Source organism: Micromonospora mirobrigensis, from assembly GCF_900091555.1.
GTDB classification, from domain to species: domain Bacteria; phylum Actinomycetota; class Actinomycetes; order Mycobacteriales; family Micromonosporaceae; genus Micromonospora; species Micromonospora mirobrigensis.
The window spans coordinates 20630-39539 of sequence record NZ_FMCX01000006.1 but is presented as its reverse complement, the minus strand read 5'-3'; the positions used below and the strand labels follow the sequence as shown (position 1 = coordinate 39539).

Genomic DNA, 18910 nt, shown 5'->3' with positions numbered 1-18910 from the left:
CACATCGACTGGACCGGTTCAGGTCTGTCCGCCGCCGCTACGACCGCCTATTTCGGGATGAACCGTACGGTCAGCCGCTCCATGAGGGGTTGACAAGTTAACCGGTTCATCACACCATCGTCGATATCTCCTCTGGGTCCACGGTCGGGGGCAAACGACCGGGCGACCCGTCCGGGCAGAGCGGGCGAACCACCGCGTCCGCGCCACGACAGCGCTGCACGCGCACCCTTCCCAACCCGTCCCGGGAGAACCCATGTCACAGCGACACACCAGGGCGTACCTGGCCGGAGCGGCGGCGGCCGTCACCGTGCTCGGCACCGCCCTGGTCACCATGCCTGCCGCACACGCAGCCGCCAGCACCTGCCAGGTGCAGTACCAGGTCACCAACTCCTGGGGCGGCGGTGCGAGCACCAACGTGATCGTCACGAACTCCAGCGCCTCCGCCGTGAACGGCTGGACCGTGGGCTGGACCTTCCCCGGCAACCAGGTCATCGGCGACATGTGGAACGCCACGAAGACCCAGTCCGGGGCGAACGCCACCGCCACGAACGTCAGCTACAACGCGAGCATCCCGGCCGGCGGTTCGGTGAACTTCGGCTTCAACGTCACCTTCAGCGGCTCGAACCCGGCCCCGACCGCGTTCACCCTCAACGGGGCGGCCTGCGGCGACACCGGCACCAACCCGAGCCCCACCCCGACCACGAGTCCGACGGGCACCCCCACGCCCAGCCCGAGCCCGACGGTCGACCCGAACCCGACCAGCACGCCGACCGGGAACCTGGCGTTGAACCGGCCGACCACCGCGTCGTCGAACGAGAGCACCGCGCTCGCCTCCGGGCTGGCCGTCGACGGCAACGGCGGGACCCGCTGGTCCAGCCTCTACAGCGACCCGCAGTGGATCCAGGTGGACCTGGGCGCCACGTACCCGATCGCGCAGGTGAACCTGCGCTGGGAGGCGGCGTACGGCAGGGCGTACCAGATCCAGACCTCGACCGACGGGACCAGCTGGACCTCGGTCTACAGCACCACCACGGGTGACGGCGGGCTGGACGCCGTGCCGGTGACCGGCAGCGGCCGGTACGTCCGGATGTCGGGCACCGCGCGCGGCACCGCCTGGGGTTACTCGCTCTACGAGTTCGAGGTGTACGCGGTCAAGCCGCCCACCCCGCCGGGCCCGAGCTGTGGGCAGGAGCCGGCCGATCCGCAGGCGAACTCCAAGGTGCGCAACCTGATCTGCTACCTGAAGACCCACCAGTTCGTCAGCGGCCAGACCGACCTGCCGGACGCGGACAAGGTGCAGCAGCTGACCGGCCGCTACCCGGCGATGGTGGCGTTCGACTTCATGGAGTACACCAAGGGCAGCATCCAGACCCAGCAGGTGATCGACTGGGCGAGGTCGCGCAAGGGCATCGTCGCCTTCCAGTGGCACTGGTACTGCCCGCGCGGCGGCAACTACTCCGCCCCGTGCGACTTCCAGCCGGACCTGACCAACCCGTCGTCCCAGCTCTACAAGGACATCGACCTGGTGGTCGGCGAGCTGAAGAAGATGGGCGACGCCGGGGTGCCGGTGCTGTTCCGGCCGCTGCACGAGGCGAACAACAACTACATGTGGTGGACCAAGAAGGGCCAGGACGCGTACAAGCAGCTCTGGCGGCTGATCTACGACCGGGCGCAGCGCGCCGGGGCGCACAACATCGTCTGGGTGTTCAACGGCATGGCCAGCGGCCAGGGCAGCTCGCTGGCGTCCTGGTACCCGGGTGACGGCTACGTCGACCTGGTCACCTCCGACTACTTCCAGAGCTGGAGCGACTTCGACACCACCAGGGCGGTCAGCGGCTCGAAGACCACCGGCGTGGCGGAGACGTTCAGCCCGCTCAACCCGGCCTCGGACGCGCCGTGGCCGTACTTCGTGGTGTGGGCGTCGCGCGACTGGGCCGGCAGCGGCAAGGACGTCGCCGGGCTGTGGAAGACCGCGATGGCCAACCCGAAGACCATCTCCATCGACCAGCTTCCGGACATGTCCGCCTGGTGACGGTGCAAGGAGGGGCCCCTTGTTAACAGACGTCTGTCGAAAAGGGGCCCCTCCTAACACCGCCGCGCAGCGCCCAACCGGCGAGCAGCAGGGCGCCCGCCGCCGCCACCAGCATGATCACCCGATAGTCCACCAGCACCAGCAGCCCGGCGCCGGCGAGCACGGCCAGCGTGCCAGGGCCGAAGGTGAGCGTGTTGACGGTGGCGGAGACCCGGCCGACCAGCGACCCCGGCGTCTCCCGCTGCACGGCGGTCCAGACCGTGATCAGCACCAGCGGCGCGCCGACCCCGACCGCCAGGGTGCCGGCGGCCACCGGCAGGAGGGCGGGCACCGCACGCGCCGCCAGGCCGGCGGCGAGCAGGAGGGCCGCCACCGCGGTCACCCGCCGGGCGCCGAGCCGGCGCAGCAGCGTACCGGCGGCCAGGCCGCCGACCAGGGAGCCGACGCCCTGGACGGTGCCGAGCAGACCGTTGAACTCCGGCGGTCGCCGCAGGCCGGCGTCGACCACGGCGTACGCGAGAGCGCCGTTGACCCCGATCAGCACCATGGCGGCGGCGGTGCAGCCGACCAGGTGCAGCAGCGCGGCGTGCCCCCACAGGTGGCTCAGCCCATCCGCGAGTTCGCGGCGCCAGCGCTCCAGCGGTGGCGGTGGCTGCTCGCGTACCCGGAGCCGGGTGAGGACGAGTGCGGTGAGGGCGAAGGTGGCCGCGTCGAGCAACACCACCGGGTGCCCGCCGTACGCGGCGAAGAGGCCGGCCCCGGCGAGCGGGGCGACCAGCTTCATCCCCTCGTTGATCGTGGTGCGCAGCCCGTTGAAGTCGCCGAGCAGGTCGTCGGGGAGCACGGCCGGCACCAGCGCGGCCTCGGCCGAGTCGATCAGCACGAAGCTCACCCCGTAGGCGAGCATCACCACGAAGATCAGCCACACCCGGGCGGCGGTGTCGACCAGCAGGAGCAGGGGCAGCAGCGCGGCCATCGCGAGGTGCAGGACGATCAGCAGGGGGCGGCGGCGGAACCGGTCGGCGAGCACGCCGATCAGCGGCCCGACCAGGGTGGGTCCCCAGACGCAGAGGGTGATCAGCCCGGCGAGGCTGCTGGAGCCGGTCAGCTCCTTCACCCAGATCGCGGCCACCAGCAGCATGGCCGCCGTGCCGAAGCCGGACACCAGCACCGCGACCAGGTAGCGGCCCGCGTCGCGGTTGCCCAGGACTCTCGTCGTACCCCAGCTCATGGCACCTCCCCGTGGCAGTGACGATCCTGTCCACTCCCGACACCCAAGTCAATGCTTGGGGGTTGTCCGGCGATCGGATGGGGTTCAATGGCGGCCGTGAGCACCACCGACCCGCGCCTGCGCGCCCTGGCCCACCCGGTACGGCTGCGGATGCTGTCGCTGATGTGGAGCGCCCCGCTCTCCGCCGCTGCACTCGCCCGCGAGCTGGGCATCTCGCACGCGCTGGCCAGCCAGCACCTGCGCCGGCTGGACGCCGCGGGCCTGGTGGAGCTGGCCGACGTACGCCCCAACCGGGGCGGCCGGGAGCGTCGCTACCGCAGCGTGCGTGGTCCGCTGCTCACCGACCAGCGGGAGGGGCAGGCGCTGCTGGCCGAGGCGCTGGCCCGCAACCTGCTGGACCGGGTCGCCGAACGCGCCCCGGACACCGCCGGGTTGACCATCGACGCCGAGCTGTGGGTCGCGCCCGAGCAGTGGGCGGCGGCGCGAAGCAGGCTGCACGCGATCATGACCGAACTGCACGAGGCGGCCCAGCCACCGCACGCCCCCGGTACGGTCCGGGTGGGCGCGACGGTGCTGGCCTTCGAGATGACCGATCCGCCCCCGCCGGTCGAGGACTGACGGTGGTCGTACACATGTTCCATCCACAGCCTGTGGATGGCGGAGGGCGAGGATGAGTTACCAGCTCAGCGCGGTGGTGGCCGACGTGGAACTGCTCCGCGAGCAGACCGCGGGCCTGGACCACGGGGTGCTGGCCGCGCTGCGGCAGGACTTCGCGCTGCTGCCGGTGACTCCGCAACTGGTCGAGGAGCTGACCGGCGAACTGCCCGACTTCGCGCCCGGCGAGCCCGAGCCGGGGCGGCCGTTCCACCTGGTCCTCGGACCGGCGCTGGCGGAGCTGCTGGCCCGCTGGTCCCGGCAGGGGCCGGTGGCCTACCTGGAGGCGGGCTTCGCCGGCGGGCTGGGCCACCAGGCAGCGGTGGTGTGGCTCGGCGGCGAGGTGACCTGGGGGCCGTGCTTCGACGACGCGCTGGACCGGCCGCGTGCCGAGTGGCCGATCAACTCGGCGCTGGCCCGACTGGGTGCCGAGCCGGGGTCGTGGATCGACCTCTTCGCCGAGCTGGGTCTGCACCTGGAGCGGGACACCGCCGGCTGGTTGGCGCACGGGCGGCGCGGGCTCACCGCCGACTACTGGGACGAGTTGGCCGAAGAGTGGGAATCGGAGCAATCCGACCCCGACCAGCAACCTGAGCGGCCCGGTCCCGTTGGGGACTGGGGGATTCCATGAAATTGCGACAATTTGCCTTCATCGCCATGCTGCTCGTCGCCGCCTCGGCCGCCGGCAGCGGCGTCCAGGGGCCACCGGCGACCACGCCCGCCGGCAACACCGAGGTGATCGACCTCAACGGGGTGCACGGCGTCGAGTTCGGCGACAGCGAACAGGAGCTGACCCGGCGCGGCATCCTGCGCTCCGACGTGGACGCCTGCGGCCAGCTGCTCGCCGGGCACGAGGCGGTCAGCCCGATCTTCGTCGACGACCGGCTGGTGCTGCTCTGGGCCGACGACCCGATGAGCACGCCGGAGGGGATCAGCGCCGGCACGCCGATCGCCGAGGTCTGGGCGCGTTACCCCTCGGCGGTCCGGCTCCGGGCACCCGCCGGGACGTACCGGCTCGACGGGGTGCTGGCCCGCAGCGGCGACCGCGCGTACCTCTTCCTGCACGACGGGCGGGTGGTCCGGCAGACCATCGCCGGGTACGCCGACTGGGCCCGCCGGCTCTTCGACGAGGGCTACGGCCCCTGCTGACCGGGCACGACGAGGGGTCGCCCTCAACGCGCGATCGCGTCGGCCAGCCTCTTGATTCCCCAGGCGTACGCGGCGTCGAGGTCGCCGCCGAGCCGGAACGCCTGCGCGACCTCCATCAGCAGGAACCCGTTGGCCCAGGCGGTCACCGTCCGTGCCGCCTCCAGCGCGTCCTCGTCGCCGGCAAGCCGCCGGGTCACCTCCAGCACCGGCGCCGCCGCCGAGGCGAGCACATCCGGCTCGGGCCGCGCCGCGGACGGCAGCGGCCCGAAGATGAGCTGATAGGTGTGCGGCCGCTCCCGGGCGAACGCGCGCAGTTCGTGCGCCAGCCCGACGAGCGCCTCCCGCGGATCCTCGCCCGCCCGCTCCGCCGCACTCCGGAGCCGGGCGCCGAGTTCGTCGGCGGTGGCCTCGGCGATGCGCCGGACGAGTTCGTCGCGGTCGCGTACCCGCTTGTACAGCGACGGCGCCCGTACGCCGACCCGCGCGGCGACGGCCTGCATCGTGAGGGCCGCCAGTCCGCCCTCCTCGACGATCGCGCGGCCGGCCGCGATGACCGCCTCCGTGGTGGTGCGCTCGGGAGTGGGCACCGGCACTCCTCTCGTCCCTAAAAGCTATTGCCCTTAGCCATGATGGCTAACTATCGTAGCCATATGAAGCTCGCACCGGGACTACACCGCGTCGGCAACGACCTCGTCGCGATCCACCTCATCGTCACTCCCGACGGCGTCACCATCATCGACGCCGGGTTCGCCGGCCACCACCGGGGACTCGTGGCGGAGCTGGCCGCCGCCGGCCGCAGCCTCGACGACGTCCGCGGGATCGTGCTCACCCACGGCGACGACGACCACGTCGGGTTCGCCGAGCGGCTCCGCGCCGAGAACGGCGTACCCGTCCACGTACACGAGAAGGACGCCGCCCGGGCCCGCGGCGAGGAGAAGACGAGCCCTGCCTGGGGTCGGCTGCGACTGGCCCCGGCCGTCCGGTTCCTCGCCTACGGCGCCCGCAACGGCGGCCTGCGCACCCAGCACCTGACGCAGGTGCACACCTTCCGCGACGGCGACGAGCTGCCCCTGCCGGGCGCACCGCGCATCATCAGCCTGCCCGGGCACTCCCCCGGCAGCGTCGCCGTGCACGTCCCCGCCGTACGGGCGCTGTTCGTCGGCGACGCCCTGACCACCCGGCACGTCCTCACCGGCGCGACCGGCCCGCAGCCCGCACCCTTCACCGACGACCCGGCGGCCGCCGCGGCGGCGCTGGACCGGGTGGCGGACATCGAAGCCGACTGGGTCATCCCCGGACACGGCGCGCCGTGGACCGGTGGCGTGCCGGCGCTCATCGCGGCCTATCGGGCGGCCGCCGCCGCGTGACCCGGCTCGGCCGGCGGCCGGCCAGGAACGGAAACGCCCGGTGCGATCCTCGCGGATCGACCGGGCGTTCTCGCTTGTCACGAGCGGTGGCGGCGGGATTTGAACCCGCGGAGGGCGTTAACCCTCACACGCTTTCGAGGCGTGCTCCTTAGGCCACTCGGACACGCCACCGCCGACGAGGGTACAGGACCACCGAGGGGGACGCCGAACCGGTATCCCGCCCGCCGGCCTGGCAGGATCTTTGCCATGAGTACGCACATCGGCGCTAAGCCGGGAGAGATCGCCGAGCGGGTCCTGATGCCGGGCGACCCGCTGCGGGCCAAGTGGATCGCGGAGACCTACCTCGAGGATGCCAAGTGCTACTCGACGGTGCGCGGCATGCTGGGCTTCACCGGGCGCTGGAACGGCGTCGAGGTGTCCGTGCAGGGTTCGGGCATGGGCATGCCGTCGGCCTCCATCTACGCACACGAGCTGGTCAACGACTACGGCGTGAAGACCCTGATCCGGGTCGGCTCCTGCGGCGCCCTCTCCGAGGAGCTCCAGCTGCGCGACGTGGTGGCGGCGATCGGCTCGTCCACCGACTCGAACATGAACCGGATGCGCTTCGACGGGTTGATCGACTACGCCCCGGTGGCCGACTTCGGGCTGCTGCGCACCTCGGTCGACGTGGCGCAGCGGCGCGGCATCCAGATGCGGGTGGGCCCGATCCTGGCGGCGGACGCCTTCTACACCGACCGCCCGGACCTCTACGACACCCTCGCCGACTATGGCGTCCTGGCGGTCGAGATGGAGTCGGCGGCGCTCTACACGATCGCCGCTCGGTTCAAGGCCCGGGCGCTGACCATCCTGACGGTCAGCGACCACATCAAGACGGGTGAGAAGACCACGGCCGAGGAGCGGGAGCAGACCTTCTCCCAGATGGTCGAGATCGGTCTCGACACCGTCATCTCCTGACCTCCGGGGCGGGCCGGGGCACCCGCCCCGGACCGCCACCGGCGAGCTGCTCACCGGGTGGTGGTCGGGCCGCCGCCGCTGCCCCGGTCGTCGAGCAGCAGCGGGGCGCGACCCTCGACCCGGTAGCGGATGTGGGTGGCCTCCGGGGTGGGGACGACGCGGACGGGCGTCAGCTCGATCGCCTGCTTGGGGTCGAGGTCGAGGTCCGCGTCGAGCAGCCGCAGGCCGTCGCCGAGCACCACGGGTACGACGTGCAGCTCCAGTTCGTCGAGGAGCCCGGCCCGGAGCACCTGGCGGACCAGGCTGCCGCCGCCGGCCACGGCCACGTTCTTCCCGCCGGCCACGGCGCGGGCCCGCTCGACGGCCTCGGCGACCCCGTCGGTGACGTACGTGAAGCTGGTGCCGCCCCGGCGGACCAGGGTCTCCCGCGGCCGGTGCGTGACCACGAAGACGGGCGCCCGGAACGGCGGTTCGTCGCCCCACGGCACCTCGCCGCCGTCGGCCATCCGGCGGCCCATCACGTACGCCCCGGCGGCCTCGAACGTCTCGGCGATGATCTCGGAGTTGGTGTCCGGTACGCCGCCGGCGAAGCCCTGCCGTTCCCGCCACGCCGCGGCGTCGGTGACCCAGCGGGTGACCCGGAAGAACGCGGCCGCCTCCGCCGACGCCATCCAGTCGCCGTCCCCGGTGTGCCGCGGCCCGGCGTAGCAGCCGTCGAGGGACACGGACAGCTGCGCGGTCACCTTGGTCATCGGATTCCCCTCACCTCGCGCGGGGCACCGTCGCGGTGCCCTCCGTCAGGTGGTCGGAGCCGACCGGTGGAAGCCTACCGACCTGCCAGGTGACGCCGGTCACACCGCAGCCTCAGCGGAAGAAGGCGCGCAGGACGGTGGCGTTCTCGGCGGCCAGGACGCCGGGATAGACCTCGGGCCGGTGGTTGAGGCGGCGGTCGCGGAGCACGTCCCACAGCGAGCCGGCGGCCCCGGTCTTGGGTTCCCAGGCGCCGAAGACCACCGTCGAGATCCGGGCCAGCACGATCGCGCCGGCGCACATGGTGCAGGGCTCCAGGGTCACCACGAGGGTGCAGTCGTCCAGCCGCCAGCGACCCAGCCGTTCGGCGGCCCGGCGCAGCGCCAGCACCTCGGCGTGGGCGGTGGGGTCGCCGGTCAACTCGCGTTCGTTGCGCCCGACGGCCAGCTCGGCGCCGTCCCGGCCGTAGACGACCGCACCCACCGGCACGTCGTCCACTGCCGGGCCGGTGGCCAGCGGGTCGGCGCCCGCCCGCTCCGCGGGTAGCTCCGGGCCGGTGACGGCCACGTCCAGGGCCCGGCGCATCCACAGCTCGTGCCGCTGCCGCCGGCCGAGGCCGTCGGGCTCGGCCAGCCCCTCGTCGGCGCCCGGACCGACCCGCCCGGTCGCGCCGGGGGTGGGCTGACCCGGGCGTACGCGGCCGAGCGCGGGGTCGGTGGCGTCGGCCGGCTCGGCGGCGCCGGCCAGCGGGGAGCCACCGCCGGACAGTTCGGGCCCGCCCGTCGGCTCAGACCTCACGCAGCTCCTCGACCTCGTCGGCGCAGCCCAGCACCTGGCACACCTCGGCGGTGACGTCGGCGGGCATCATGCCCTCCCGGGCGCAGAGGTTGAGCAGGCGCTGGGTCGAGATGCCCAGGTCGGCGAGGAGGTCGGCGTCGCCGACCGGGTCGGCCTCCGGGTCGACGGCCGGCTGGTCGCTCTCCTCGTCGCCGCTGCTCGTGGTGGCCGGGCGCGGCTCGTCGGTGTCGTCCAGCCCGGTCACCGAGGCCTTCAGGTCGCCGACCAGCAGGGCGCCGAGCCGGGACTCCTCGGCGAAGGCCGAGTCGGAGCCGAAGACCCGCAGGTCCTCACCGTCGTCCAGCCGCATGACCACCAGGTACGCGTCGTCGGCCTCGACGAAGAGCAGGGACAGGTCGGCGTCCGGCTCGACGTCGCGCAGGCGCTCGGCCACCTCGTCCAGGTCGGTGGCGCCCCGCAGGCTCACCTCGGCGGCGGTCCAGCCGCCCTCGACGCGCACCACCGCGGCAGCGAAGTACGACACGGTCCCCCCAAAATCGCCTCGGCGCAGCACGCCGACCCGTTACGCGTGCACGTTAGCCGGTCGGGTCGGCAGGCGACCGGTCAACGCCCCGAAGGGCCGGTCAATCCGAGGAAAGTTGGCCGGGACGTTCAGTCGGCGATGCGCCGGCGGGTGGCGATGAGCTGCCGCAACTGCTCGCTGCGTACCCGTCGGGGCCGGTCCCGCTGGCGTACCTTGCGGGCACCCGCCAGCTCGGCGAGGAGCTGCTGGCGACGACGGCTGCGGTCCGAGTCGAGCCGCTGGGTGGTCAGGGCCATACCGCGAGCGTGCCCAGTCACCGCGGGTACGTCAAGATGCCGTTCGTTGCGCAGCGAGCCACCTACCCAGAGTGGCGAGGATCACCAGAGCGGCCAGTCGCCGGTGGCCGCCCAGCGGACCGCCAGCACGGCCGCGGCGAGGCTCCAGCCCCCCGCGGTGACGATGGCGACCCCGGTGGCCACCCCCCGGTCGCCGAACCGGACCAGGGCCAGCGCGGCCAGCCAGGCGATCGCGCCGGCGAAGACCGTCCACCAGCCGTAGCCCGGCACATCCCGGCCGAGCAGGCCGAAGAGGAGCAGCCAGGCGGCGGCGAGCGCCCCACCCATGGCGACGCCGCTGCCGGTCACCGGGTGCGGCTCGCGCCAGGTGGGGCGGGACGGTGGCCCGGCGGGGAAGAGCCCGGAGGGCGTACGCGACCCGGGGCGGGCGACGGCCGGATCGGCCGGGTGAGCGGGCTGGCCCTGCATCGGCGTCGTTCCCTTCACCCAGCGTGACCGTCGAGGAGGGATCACCGTCACTACGCAAAGCGACCGGTGCGGGACCCCTCTTTACCGTACCGGTCTGCCAGGATGACGGGATGTCCTCGCGATCCGTCCGACGTCGCCGCGCCGTCGCGTACCCGGTCCTGCTGCTGCTCGGGCCGGTGCTGGCCGGCGGCTGCGCGGTGGCGGACCGGCCCACCGCGGCGCCCGCGACCGGCGGTTGGGTGGCGCCGACCGGCATGGCCACCGCCGGGCAGCCGGCGCCGACGGCGAGCCCGGTGAAGCCGTCGGCCCGGCCGACGCCCTCGGCGTCGCCGAGCCCGCGCCGGACCGACGCGCGCCGGGTCTTCCCGGTACGCGCGGAGAACGTCGACTACCACCCGACCCACTCGGGCTATCCGGGCACCGACATCTTCGCCGACTGCGGCGAGCCGTTCGTGGCGGTGACCGACGGGCAGGTGCTGGAGGTGTCCCGGGTCGACCGGTACAGCCGGTCCGGCCCGCAGGGGCCGTACAACGGCGGGCTGTCGGTGTCGCTGCTCGGCGAAGACGGGGTGCGCTACTACGGCTCCCACCTGAGCCGGATCGCCGACGGCGTCGAGGCGGGGGCCAGGGTCCGCGCCGGCCAGCAGCTGGGCCGGGTGGGTCGGACGGGCAACGCGAACAACGTCTGCCACGTGCACTTCGGCCTGTCCCCGAAGTGCTCCGGGCACGACGACTGGTGGATCCGGCGGGGTGTGGTGTGGCCGGCGCGTTATCTCGACTCCTGGCGCCGGGGCGGCAACCGGTCCCCGGTGGCGGAGGTGACCGGCTGGCAGCGGGAGCGGGGCTGCCCGAGGACGCCGCCGTCCAGCGGGGGAGCCGGCTGACCCGTTCCACACCACGGAGTCCCGGCGGCGGGCGTCCGGGATGGACGTGGGAGCGATCCAAAGGCGACATCACGCCTTAACCGGTCGGATACATTGACGCGAGTCTTGCCGAGGGTTAACGTCCCGTCCTGAGAGAGCGCTCTCTCAGGCAATGAACCTCACAATTCCGACGAGCACCGTGCCGGCCCCGACCGGTACGGCGCATGGAGGCACCCGTGAAACCTCCTGCACCACACCGCTCCTGGGCCCTTGCCGCCACCACCGCACTGGCCCTCGTCCTCGGCGGCCTGACCGTCGCAGCCACCTCCACCGCCGAAGCCGCCACCGTGGGGGCCGGCAGCTACACCACCGACCCGGTGGGGCCGCTCCCCAGCGGCTGCGGTGACCTCTCCACCAACCCCCGCCAGTTCGCCACGGCCAACGCGCCGGCCGGCCCGATCCCCACCAACGACTGGTGGTCGTCGCTGCTGTGGAAGAAGACCAACTGCTCGTACAGCGAGCCGCTGCACGCGCACCCGGTCTCCTACCAGACCTTCAGCGACGGCCTCGGCTTCTCGGCCCCGTCCACCGCCGCCGTCACCGGCACGTCCACCGGCGTCGGCGAGTACAAGTTCGCGTACTCCGAGGACTTCCGGGTCGGCGTCGCCGCGATGGGCGTCCCGGTGGTCAAGGTCGACGACTGGTCCGACTGGACGGTCAGCCCGTACTGGAGTGACGGGGTCCGGACCATGCGGGCCACCATCGGCCACGGCCTGCCGTTCTCCTACTTCCGGACCAGCGGCGGCGACGCCGTGGTCAACCCGACCGGCGGCACCCCGACGGTCTGGTCCAACAGCGGAGCCACCATCGGCTTCACCATCAAGGGCCACGACTACGTCGCGTACGCCCCGACCGGCGCGACCTGGACCGTCGCAGGAGGCCGGATCTCGTCGAACCTGGCCGGCAAGGGCTACTTCTCCATCGCGCTGCTGCCCACCACGCCGACCACCGACGCCGCCGCCCGCAGCGAACTGGCCACCACCTACGGCCGGTACGCCCACGCGCACGTCACCGGCACCCGGGTCGGGTACGCCTACGACCCGGCCAGCAGCACGGTGAGCACCACCTACGGCTTCACCACGAAGGCCATGGAGGGCACCGACACGTCTACCGTGGTGAGCCTCTACCCGCACCAGTGGAAGGCACTCACCGGCGCCACCCCGCTCACCCTCACCTACCCCTCGGCCCGGGGTCGGATGAAGGTGCTGGCCGGGATCTCCCAGTTCCGCACCTCGATGAGGTTCCACGGGGTGCTGCCCGAGCTGCCCGCCGTCGGCACCGGTAGCGGCGCCGACCTGGCCCAGCTCAAGGACCAGCTCGCCGCGCTCCGCGGCAACCCGATGGACCAGCGCGGCGGTGACACCTACTGGACCGGCAAGGGCCTCGGCCGGGCCGCCCGGATCGCCGAGATCGCCGACCTGGTCGGTGACACGGAGACCCGTACCGCCGCGCTCAACGCCATCAGGAGCACGCTGACCGACTGGTTCACCGCGTCGCAGGGCAAGACCGCCAAGGTCTTCTACTACGACAGGAACTGGGGCAGCCTGATCGGCTACCCGGCGTCGTACGGCTCCGACCAGGAGCTCAACGACCACCACTTCCACTACGGCTACTACATCGCGGCCGCCGCCACCCTGGCCAAGTTCGACCCGGCCTGGGCCAGCACCGCCCAGTACGGCGGCATGGTGGACCTGCTGATCCGGGACGCCAACAACTACAGCCGCGAGGACACCCGCTTCCCGTACCTGCGTGACTTCGACATCTACGCCGGGCACGACTGGGCCTCCGGGCACGGCTCGTTCAACGCCGGCAACAACCAGGAGTCGTCGTCGGAGGGGATGAACTTCGCCAACGCCCTGATCCAGTGGGGGCAGGCGACCGGCAACACCGCGGTCCGGGACGCCGGCATCTTCATCTACACGACGCAGGCGGCGGCGATCCAGGAGTACTGGTTCGACGCCGCCGACGAGAACTTCCCGGCGAACTTCGGCCACTCCACGGTCGGCATGGTCTGGGGAGACGGCGGGGCGTACGCCACCTGGTTCAGCGCCGACCCGGAGATGATCCAGGGCATCAACATGCTCCCGGTCACCGGCGGCCACCTGTACCTGGGCTACAACCCGGCGTACAACAAGGCCAACTACGCCGAGCTGGTCCGCAACAACGGCGGGGAACCGACGGTGTGGCAGGACATCCTGTGGCAGTTCCTGGCCCTCGGGGATCCGGACGCGGCGCTGAGCAAGCTGCGCGCCAACCCCGGATACACCCCCGAGGAGGGGGAGAGCCGGGCGCACACCTTCCACTGGATCCGCAACCTCGCGGCGCTGGGCCAGGTCGACACGTCGATCACGGCCAACCACCCGCTGGCCGCGGTCTTCAACCGCAACGGCTCGCGGACCTACGTGGCCAGCAACATCACCGCCAATCCGTTGACGGTCACCTTCTCCGACGGCACCCGCCTCACGGTCGCCGCCGGGAAGACGGCCACCACCGGGGCGTCCACCTGGAGTGGCGGCAACGCGACCGGTGGGGTGGACACCACCACGCCGCCGACCACGGTCCCGCCGAGCACCACGCCGCCGGCCACCACCCCGCCGGCGACGACCCCGCCCGCGACCACGCCGCCGGCCACCACCCCGCCCGCGACCACCCCGCCGGCCACCACCCCGCCGCCCACCAGCTCGCCGACGCAGTACCTGCTCGGCGGCGGGGCGATGGGCGCGGCCGGGGCCTCGGGCACCACCCCGGTGTCCAGCGCCGGGGGCGCCAACTGGGACGGCACCCCGCACAACCCGGTGGTCTTCACCTCGACCGGGCTGAACCTCACCTACACCGGCGGTCAGACCAACCTTGACCTGTTCCTCGACGCCAACCAGGCGGTCGGCAACGGGGTGCAGGCCCGGGTCTCGTACGACCTCACCGGTGACGGCACCTTCGACCGGGTGGAGACCTACCGGTACTTCCCGACCGACCCGGTGCCCGGGTGGGAGCACTACACGCAGAACCAGGGGCTGCTGAGCAGCACCGGCACGCTGGGCAACCTCGCCAACGGCACGGTGAAGGTGGAGGTCTGGTCCGCCATCGGCGTCAACCCGACCACCCTCGGCACCGGCGACCGGTCGGTCGTGAAGCTGCCGTTCTCCTGATCCGCTGACGCACCACCACCAACCCGCGCCGCCGGTCGTACCCCGACCGGCGGCGCGGGCGCGTAGGTTATCCGGGCATGAGCCGGGATCCCATCGCCGACCTGCGGCGGATCGCGTTCCTGCTGGAGCGGGCCAACGAGGCCACCTACCGGGTACGGGCGTTCCGCTCGGCCGCCAAGGCGCTGTCCGCGCTGCCCGCCGGGGAGGTCGCCGGGCGGGCCCACGCCGGCACCCTCACCGAGCTGCCCGGCGTCGGTGACGTCACGGCCCGCTGCGTGGCCGAGTCGCTGGCCGGCGAGGAGCCGGTCTACCTGCGTCGGCTGGTCGCCACCGAGGGCACCGACCTGGACGCCGCGGCGACCGCGCTGCGGGAGGCGCTGCGCGGTGACTGCCACACCCACTCCGACTGGTCCGACGGCGGGTCGCCGATCGAGGAGATGGCGCTCGCCGCCGTCGAGCTGGGGCACGAGTACGTGGTGCTCACCGACCACTCCCCCCGGCTCAAGGTGGCCCGGGGCCTGACCGCGGAGCGGCTGCGCCGGCAGCTCGACCAGGTCGCCGCGATCAACGACGCGCTGCCCAAGGGCTTCCGCATCCTCACCGGCATCGAGGTGGACATCCTCGCCGACGGCTCACTGGACCAGGACGAGGAGCTGCTGGCCCGCCTCGACGTGGTGGTCGGCTCGGTGCACAGCGGGCTGAACGACGAGCGGGGAAGGATGACCCGGCGGATGCTGACCGCGATCGCCAACCCGCACCTGGACATCCTCGGTCACTGCACCGGGCGGATGGTGGCCTCCCGGCCGGCCGGGGTGAAGGGGCCGGGCGACCGGGCGCACCGGGCGCGTACCCGGGCGGAGAGCGACTTCGACGCGGACGCCGTCTTCGCCGCCTGCGCCGAGCACGACGTCGCCGTCGAGATCAACTCGCGGCCGGAGCGGCAGGACCCGCCGAAGCGGCTGATCCGCCGGGCCCTGGAGGCGGGCTGCCGGTTCGCGATCGACACCGACGCGCACGCCCCCGGGCAGCTCGACTGGCAGCGGTTCGGCTGCGAACGGGCGGCGCTGTGCGGGGTGCCGGCGGACCGGGTGGTCAACACCTGGACCGCCGCCCGCCTGGTGAAGTGGACCAGCTCGCGCGGCTGACCCCGGGTCAGCGGCGGCCGGCCGGCTCCGCCGCGGGGACGGCCGGGGTGCCGGCGGCGACCGGCCGACGGCGCCGCCGACCGACCAGGCCCTGGGTGACCGCCACCCCGACCAGCACGATCGCCGCGCCGACCGGCTGGTGCCAGTTCAGCCGCTCGTCGAGGGCCAGCGCGCCGATCAGCACCGCGAAGACCGGGATCAGGTACGTCACGGTGGAGGCGGTGCTCGCCCCGGCCACCCGGATGTTCCGCATGTTGATCACGAAGGCCAGCCCGGTGCCGAGCGCCCCGAGCGCCAGCACGCTGGCCAGCACCTCGCCGGAGAGGTCGGTGGGCACCGGCGGCGCCCCGGCCACCAGCGGCGCCACCACGGCGAGCTGGAGGGTGGCCAGCAGCAGCTGCACCGCCGACAGCGACAGGCCGGAGTGGCTGCTCCCGGCGATGAACCGCTTCTGGTACGGGATGGCGACGCCGTAGCAGGCCGCCGCGCCGAAGCACATCAGCTGGCCGGTGAAGTGCGCCCCGCCGACGCCCTCCCAGATCCCCAGCACCACCAGCACGCCCAGGAAGCCCAGCCCCAGGCCGGCCGCGCTGCGCAGGGTCAACCGCTCGGTGCGGAACACCAGCACCGCCATCGGCAGCACGATCAGCGGCGTGGTGGCGTTCCAGATCCCGGCGAGCATCGACTCGACCCGCTGTTCACCGAAGCCGAAGAGGGTGAACGGAAGCGCCACGCCGAGCGCCGCCACCACGAACAGGTGCGCCCAGAGCCGCGGCTCGCGGGGCAGCCGGTCGCGCAGCAGCGCCAGCACCACGAGCAGGGTGACCGCGCCCGCGGCGACCCGGTAGAGGGTGAGCTGGAGCGGGTGCAGCTCGCGGATGCCGACCTTGATGAACAGGAAGCTCGAGCCCCAGATCGCGGCGAGCGCGAGGAAGCCCGGCAGCCAGCTGCGCAGCGGCGCCTTGTCAGGGGTGATAGCGGCGTTCACCCCTGACACTCTGCCGCAGGGGTACGACGAAGTCCCGCGATATTCCGACGCCGTGTCCACCGCCACAGGAACCACCTACAGTGGTGGTGCGTTGACCAGCCGAGGAGGTGCCCCGATGGCCATGCCCATGCGTTTCGACCCGCTCGTTGACCTCGACGGGATGTGGACGACCCAGCTCGCGGAGCGCTACCTCCCGCTGCCGGAACTGCCCGATGCACGGTACGAGTGCATCGATGGAAGGTTGGTCATGACGCCCGCTGAGGTTGGCACGAACAGTTTCGGTGAGGGCAGGCTGATTCGCCTTCTCGGGCCAACCGCTGAGGCCGCCGGCTTCTACGTGTACGGGCAGGTGAATCTAACCTTCGCGCCCCAGCTCTGGATTCAGCCGGACGTCACGATCCTGCACGACCTCCCGAAGACCGACGAGGAGGACCGGTGGGTCCCGGCCCACCTGTGCACGATGGCCGTCGAGTTCGTTTCGCCGAGCAGCCGCCGGCAGGACTTCATCGACAAGCCGCGTCGCTGCGCCGAGGGTCGGGTGCCGTACTTCATGCGGGTCGAGATCTCCCGCCGGTTAAGGCACGCGGCGGTCGAACTCTTCACCATTGGTGAGTTCGGTGGCTACGACACCGTCGCGCAGGCGGTCAGCGGGCAACGGCTGTGCGCGGACCTGCCATTCCCGATCGACTTCGACCCCGCCGACCTCCTTCCCTGAACAGCGCAAGCAGGGTCGGCACCCGGGCGCCGGGGTCGCGTAGGGTTCGCAACGTGGGACGAATCGATGACCTCGCGAACCGCTACGTGACCGACTGGGCGCCGCTGAGCCCGAGCGGCGCCACCTACGTCGGCATCTCCGGCTACGACGACCAGCTCGACGACCTGTCGCCGGAGGGGTACGCGGCCCGCGCCGGCCTGGTCCGGCGCACGCTGGCCGACCTGGACGTCACCGAGCCGGAGTCGGAGCGGGAGCGGACCGCCAAGGAGGCGATGCAGGAGCGCCTCGGCCTGGAGCTGGCCCGCTACGACGCCGGGGAGGTGACCAGCGAGGTCAGCGTGATCGTCAGCGGCCTGCACGAGATCCGGATGGTCTTCGACCTGATGCCCACGGGCACCGACGACGCGAAGGCCAACATCGCCGCCCGGCTCAACAAGCTGGCCGGCGCGCTGGAGGGCTACAAGACCACGCTGCGCGAGGCGGCCGACGCCGGGCAGATCAGCTCCAAGGTCCAGCTGGCCGAGGTGGCCAAGCAGTGCGACACCTGGGTCGACCCGGACGGCGACAACTTCTACCACGGGCTGGTCGAGCGGTTGGGCGCCGACGGGGCGCTCGGCGCCGAGCTGCGTCGGGGCGCGGCGTCGGCGACCGCGGCGACCGCCGGGTTCGGGCAGTTCCTCCGCACCGAGCTGGCACCGCGCGGGCGGGACAAGCAGGCCGCCGGGCGGGACCGGTACGAGCTGGCGTCGCAGTACTTCCTCGGCGCCAAGGTCGACCTCGACGAGACGTACGCCTGGGGGTTCGCGGAGCTGGCCCGCCTGGAGGCCGACATGCGGACGGTGGCCGCGCGGATCGTCGGCCCCGGCGCGACCGTCGACGAGGCGGTCGCCGCGCTGGACGCCGACCCGGCCCGGACCATCCGGGGCAAGGAGGCGTTCCGGGACTGGATGCAGGCGCTCGCCGACAAGGCGATCAGCGAGCTGCACGGCACCCACTTCGACATCCCGGAGCAGGTCCGGCGGATCGAGTGCTGCCTCGCCCCGACCAGCGACGGCGCGATCTACTACACCGGCCCGAGCGAGGACTTCTCCCGCCCGGGGCGGATGTGGTGGGCGGTGCCGCAGGGCATTACCGACTTCTCCACCTGGCGGGAGGTGACCACGGTCTACCACGAGGGCGTGCCGGGCCACCACCTCCAGGTGGCGCAGACCGCCGTCCGGGCCGAGCTGCTCAACCGCTGGCAGCGGCTGCTCTGCTGGGTCTCCGGACACGGTGAGGGCTGGGCGCTCTACTCCGAGCGGCTGATGGACGAGCTGGGCTACCTGGACGACCCGGGCGACAAGCTCGGCATGCTCGACGGGCAGGCGTTCCGGGCCGCCCGGGTGATCGTCGACATCGGCATGCACCTGGAGCTGGAGATCCCGAAGGACAACCCGTTCGGCTTCCACCCGGGCGAGCGGTGGACGCCGGAGCTGGGCTGGGAGTTCATGCGGGCGCACTGCCGGGTGCCGGACGAGAACCTGCGCTTCGAGCTCAACCGTTACCTGGGCTGGCCGGGGCAGGCGCCGTCGTACAAGGTGGGCGAGCGGATCTGGTTGCAGGCCCGGGAGGAGGCGAAGGCCCGCAAGGGCGCCGACTTCGACCTCAGGGAGTTCCACCGGCAGGCCCTCGACCTGGGCTCGCTCGGCCTGGACCCGCTGCGCCGGGCGCTCGGCCGGCTCTGATCCACGCACGACCCCGGGGCGGTCGGTCCGGCCGCCCCGGGGACCCG

Annotated in this window: 18 protein-coding genes, 1 tRNA gene and 1 pseudogene; 11 read left to right on the top strand and 9 right to left on the bottom strand. The window is 72.6% G+C overall.

From position 1 onward, the window contains the following. Positions 1-253: 253 nt before the first annotated feature. Positions 254-2032 (top strand): glycosyl hydrolase, encoded by a 1779-nt coding sequence (locus GA0070564_RS19885; RefSeq protein WP_091610475.1) that lies wholly within the window; start codon positions 254-256, stop codon positions 2030-2032. Between the two features lie 22 nt (positions 2033-2054). Here GA0070564_RS19885 and GA0070564_RS19880 read toward each other — a convergent pair whose 3' ends face one another. Continuing rightward, positions 2055-3263, bottom strand: a complete 1209-nt coding sequence (locus tag GA0070564_RS19880) for an MFS transporter (protein ID WP_091610473.1) — start codon at positions 3261-3263, stop codon at positions 2055-2057. Positions 3264-3359: 96 nt separating this feature from the next. Here GA0070564_RS19880 and GA0070564_RS19875 point away from each other — a divergent pair, with 96 nt between their 5' ends. The 3 genes from GA0070564_RS19875 to GA0070564_RS19865 are packed head-to-tail and all read left to right on the top strand — an operon-like array spanning position 3360 to position 5066. Then, positions 3360-3881, top strand: a complete 522-nt coding sequence (locus tag GA0070564_RS19875; protein WP_176730754.1) for a winged helix-turn-helix domain-containing protein — start codon at positions 3360-3362, stop codon at positions 3879-3881. A 52-nt stretch (positions 3882-3933) separates the two neighbouring features. Beyond that, on the top strand, positions 3934-4548 hold the full coding sequence (locus GA0070564_RS19870; RefSeq protein ID WP_091610468.1) for a hypothetical protein: 615 nt from the start codon (positions 3934-3936) through the stop codon (positions 4546-4548). Beyond that, entirely contained in the window at positions 4545-5066 is a 522-nt protein-coding gene (locus GA0070564_RS19865) for a hypothetical protein (protein WP_091610465.1), read from the top strand. Before GA0070564_RS19870 ends, GA0070564_RS19865 begins: the two co-directional genes overlap by 4 nt. A gap of 23 nt (positions 5067-5089) precedes the next feature. Here GA0070564_RS19865 and GA0070564_RS19860 read toward each other — a convergent pair whose 3' ends face one another. Beyond that, positions 5090-5653 carry a TetR/AcrR family transcriptional regulator gene (locus GA0070564_RS19860; RefSeq protein ID WP_091611583.1) on the bottom strand — a complete coding sequence of 188 codons (564 nt, stop codon included), beginning with the start codon at positions 5651-5653 and terminating at the stop codon, positions 5090-5092. A gap of 63 nt (positions 5654-5716) precedes the next feature. Between GA0070564_RS19860 and GA0070564_RS19855 the strand changes: the two genes are divergently transcribed. Continuing rightward, entirely contained in the window at positions 5717-6433 is a 717-nt protein-coding gene (locus GA0070564_RS19855) for an MBL fold metallo-hydrolase (RefSeq protein ID WP_091610463.1), read from the top strand. 84 nt (positions 6434-6517) lie between these two features. Here the strand turns inward: GA0070564_RS19855 and GA0070564_RS19850 are convergent. After that, positions 6518-6604, bottom strand: a tRNA-Ser gene (locus tag GA0070564_RS19850). Between the two features lie 75 nt (positions 6605-6679). Here GA0070564_RS19850 and deoD point away from each other — a divergent pair. Further along, positions 6680-7387, top strand: coding sequence for a purine-nucleoside phosphorylase (gene deoD / locus GA0070564_RS19845; RefSeq protein WP_091610460.1), 708 nt, complete (start codon positions 6680-6682; stop codon positions 7385-7387). Between the two features lie 50 nt (positions 7388-7437). Here deoD and GA0070564_RS19840 read toward each other — a convergent pair whose 3' ends face one another. The 5 genes from GA0070564_RS19840 to GA0070564_RS19825 form a co-directional block, all read right to left on the bottom strand. After that, positions 7438-8139, bottom strand: coding sequence for a dihydrofolate reductase family protein (locus tag GA0070564_RS19840; protein WP_091610457.1), 702 nt, complete (start codon positions 8137-8139; stop codon positions 7438-7440). Positions 8140-8251: 112 nt separating this feature from the next. Next, the gene (locus GA0070564_RS19835) at positions 8252-8722 is read right to left on the bottom strand and encodes a nucleoside deaminase (protein WP_091611578.1); all 471 of its coding nucleotides are present in this window, start codon (positions 8720-8722) and stop codon (positions 8252-8254) included. 202 nt (positions 8723-8924) lie between these two features. Continuing rightward, positions 8925-9458, bottom strand: coding sequence for a tRNA adenosine deaminase-associated protein (locus tag GA0070564_RS19830; RefSeq protein WP_091610454.1), 534 nt, complete (start codon positions 9456-9458; stop codon positions 8925-8927). A 128-nt stretch (positions 9459-9586) separates the two neighbouring features. Beyond that, complete coding sequence (locus tag GA0070564_RS29425) at positions 9587-9754, bottom strand: hypothetical protein (protein WP_176730753.1); 168 nt, start codon at positions 9752-9754, stop codon at positions 9587-9589. A gap of 81 nt (positions 9755-9835) precedes the next feature. Then, the gene (locus GA0070564_RS19825) at positions 9836-10222 is read right to left on the bottom strand and encodes a hypothetical protein (RefSeq protein WP_091610451.1); all 387 of its coding nucleotides are present in this window, start codon (positions 10220-10222) and stop codon (positions 9836-9838) included. A gap of 110 nt (positions 10223-10332) precedes the next feature. Between GA0070564_RS19825 and GA0070564_RS19820 the strand changes: the two genes are divergently transcribed. The 3 genes from GA0070564_RS19820 to GA0070564_RS19810 all read left to right on the top strand — a co-directional run bounded on the left by GA0070564_RS19820 (position 10333) and on the right by GA0070564_RS19810 (position 15436). Next, positions 10333-11106: a M23 family metallopeptidase gene (locus GA0070564_RS19820; RefSeq protein ID WP_091610449.1), complete on the top strand. Its 774-nt coding sequence runs from the start codon at positions 10333-10335 to the stop codon at positions 11104-11106. A 215-nt stretch (positions 11107-11321) separates the two neighbouring features. Beyond that, entirely contained in the window at positions 11322-14291 is a 2970-nt protein-coding gene (locus GA0070564_RS19815; protein ID WP_245670124.1) for a glycosyl hydrolase, read from the top strand. Between the two features lie 77 nt (positions 14292-14368). Continuing rightward, complete coding sequence (locus GA0070564_RS19810; RefSeq protein ID WP_091610444.1) at positions 14369-15436, top strand: PHP domain-containing protein; 1068 nt, start codon at positions 14369-14371, stop codon at positions 15434-15436. On the opposite strand, the pseudogene GA0070564_RS19805 reads toward GA0070564_RS19810, so the two are convergent. Continuing rightward, positions 15319-16412, bottom strand: a pseudogene (locus tag GA0070564_RS19805) (DMT family transporter); the annotation flags it as partial. The gene GA0070564_RS19810 and the pseudogene GA0070564_RS19805 sit on opposite strands and share 118 nt — an antisense overlap. A 127-nt stretch (positions 16413-16539) precedes the next feature. Between GA0070564_RS19805 and GA0070564_RS19800 the strand changes: the two are divergent. Together GA0070564_RS19800 and GA0070564_RS19795 are read left to right on the top strand one after the other, a co-directional pair. Further along, entirely contained in the window at positions 16540-17139 is a 600-nt protein-coding gene (locus GA0070564_RS19800) for a Uma2 family endonuclease (RefSeq protein ID WP_091610441.1), read from the top strand. A gap of 53 nt (positions 17140-17192) precedes the next feature. Continuing rightward, positions 17193-18863 (top strand): DUF885 domain-containing protein, encoded by a 1671-nt coding sequence (locus GA0070564_RS19795; protein ID WP_091610439.1) that lies wholly within the window; start codon positions 17193-17195, stop codon positions 18861-18863. The last annotated feature ends 47 nt before the right edge of the window (positions 18864-18910 follow it).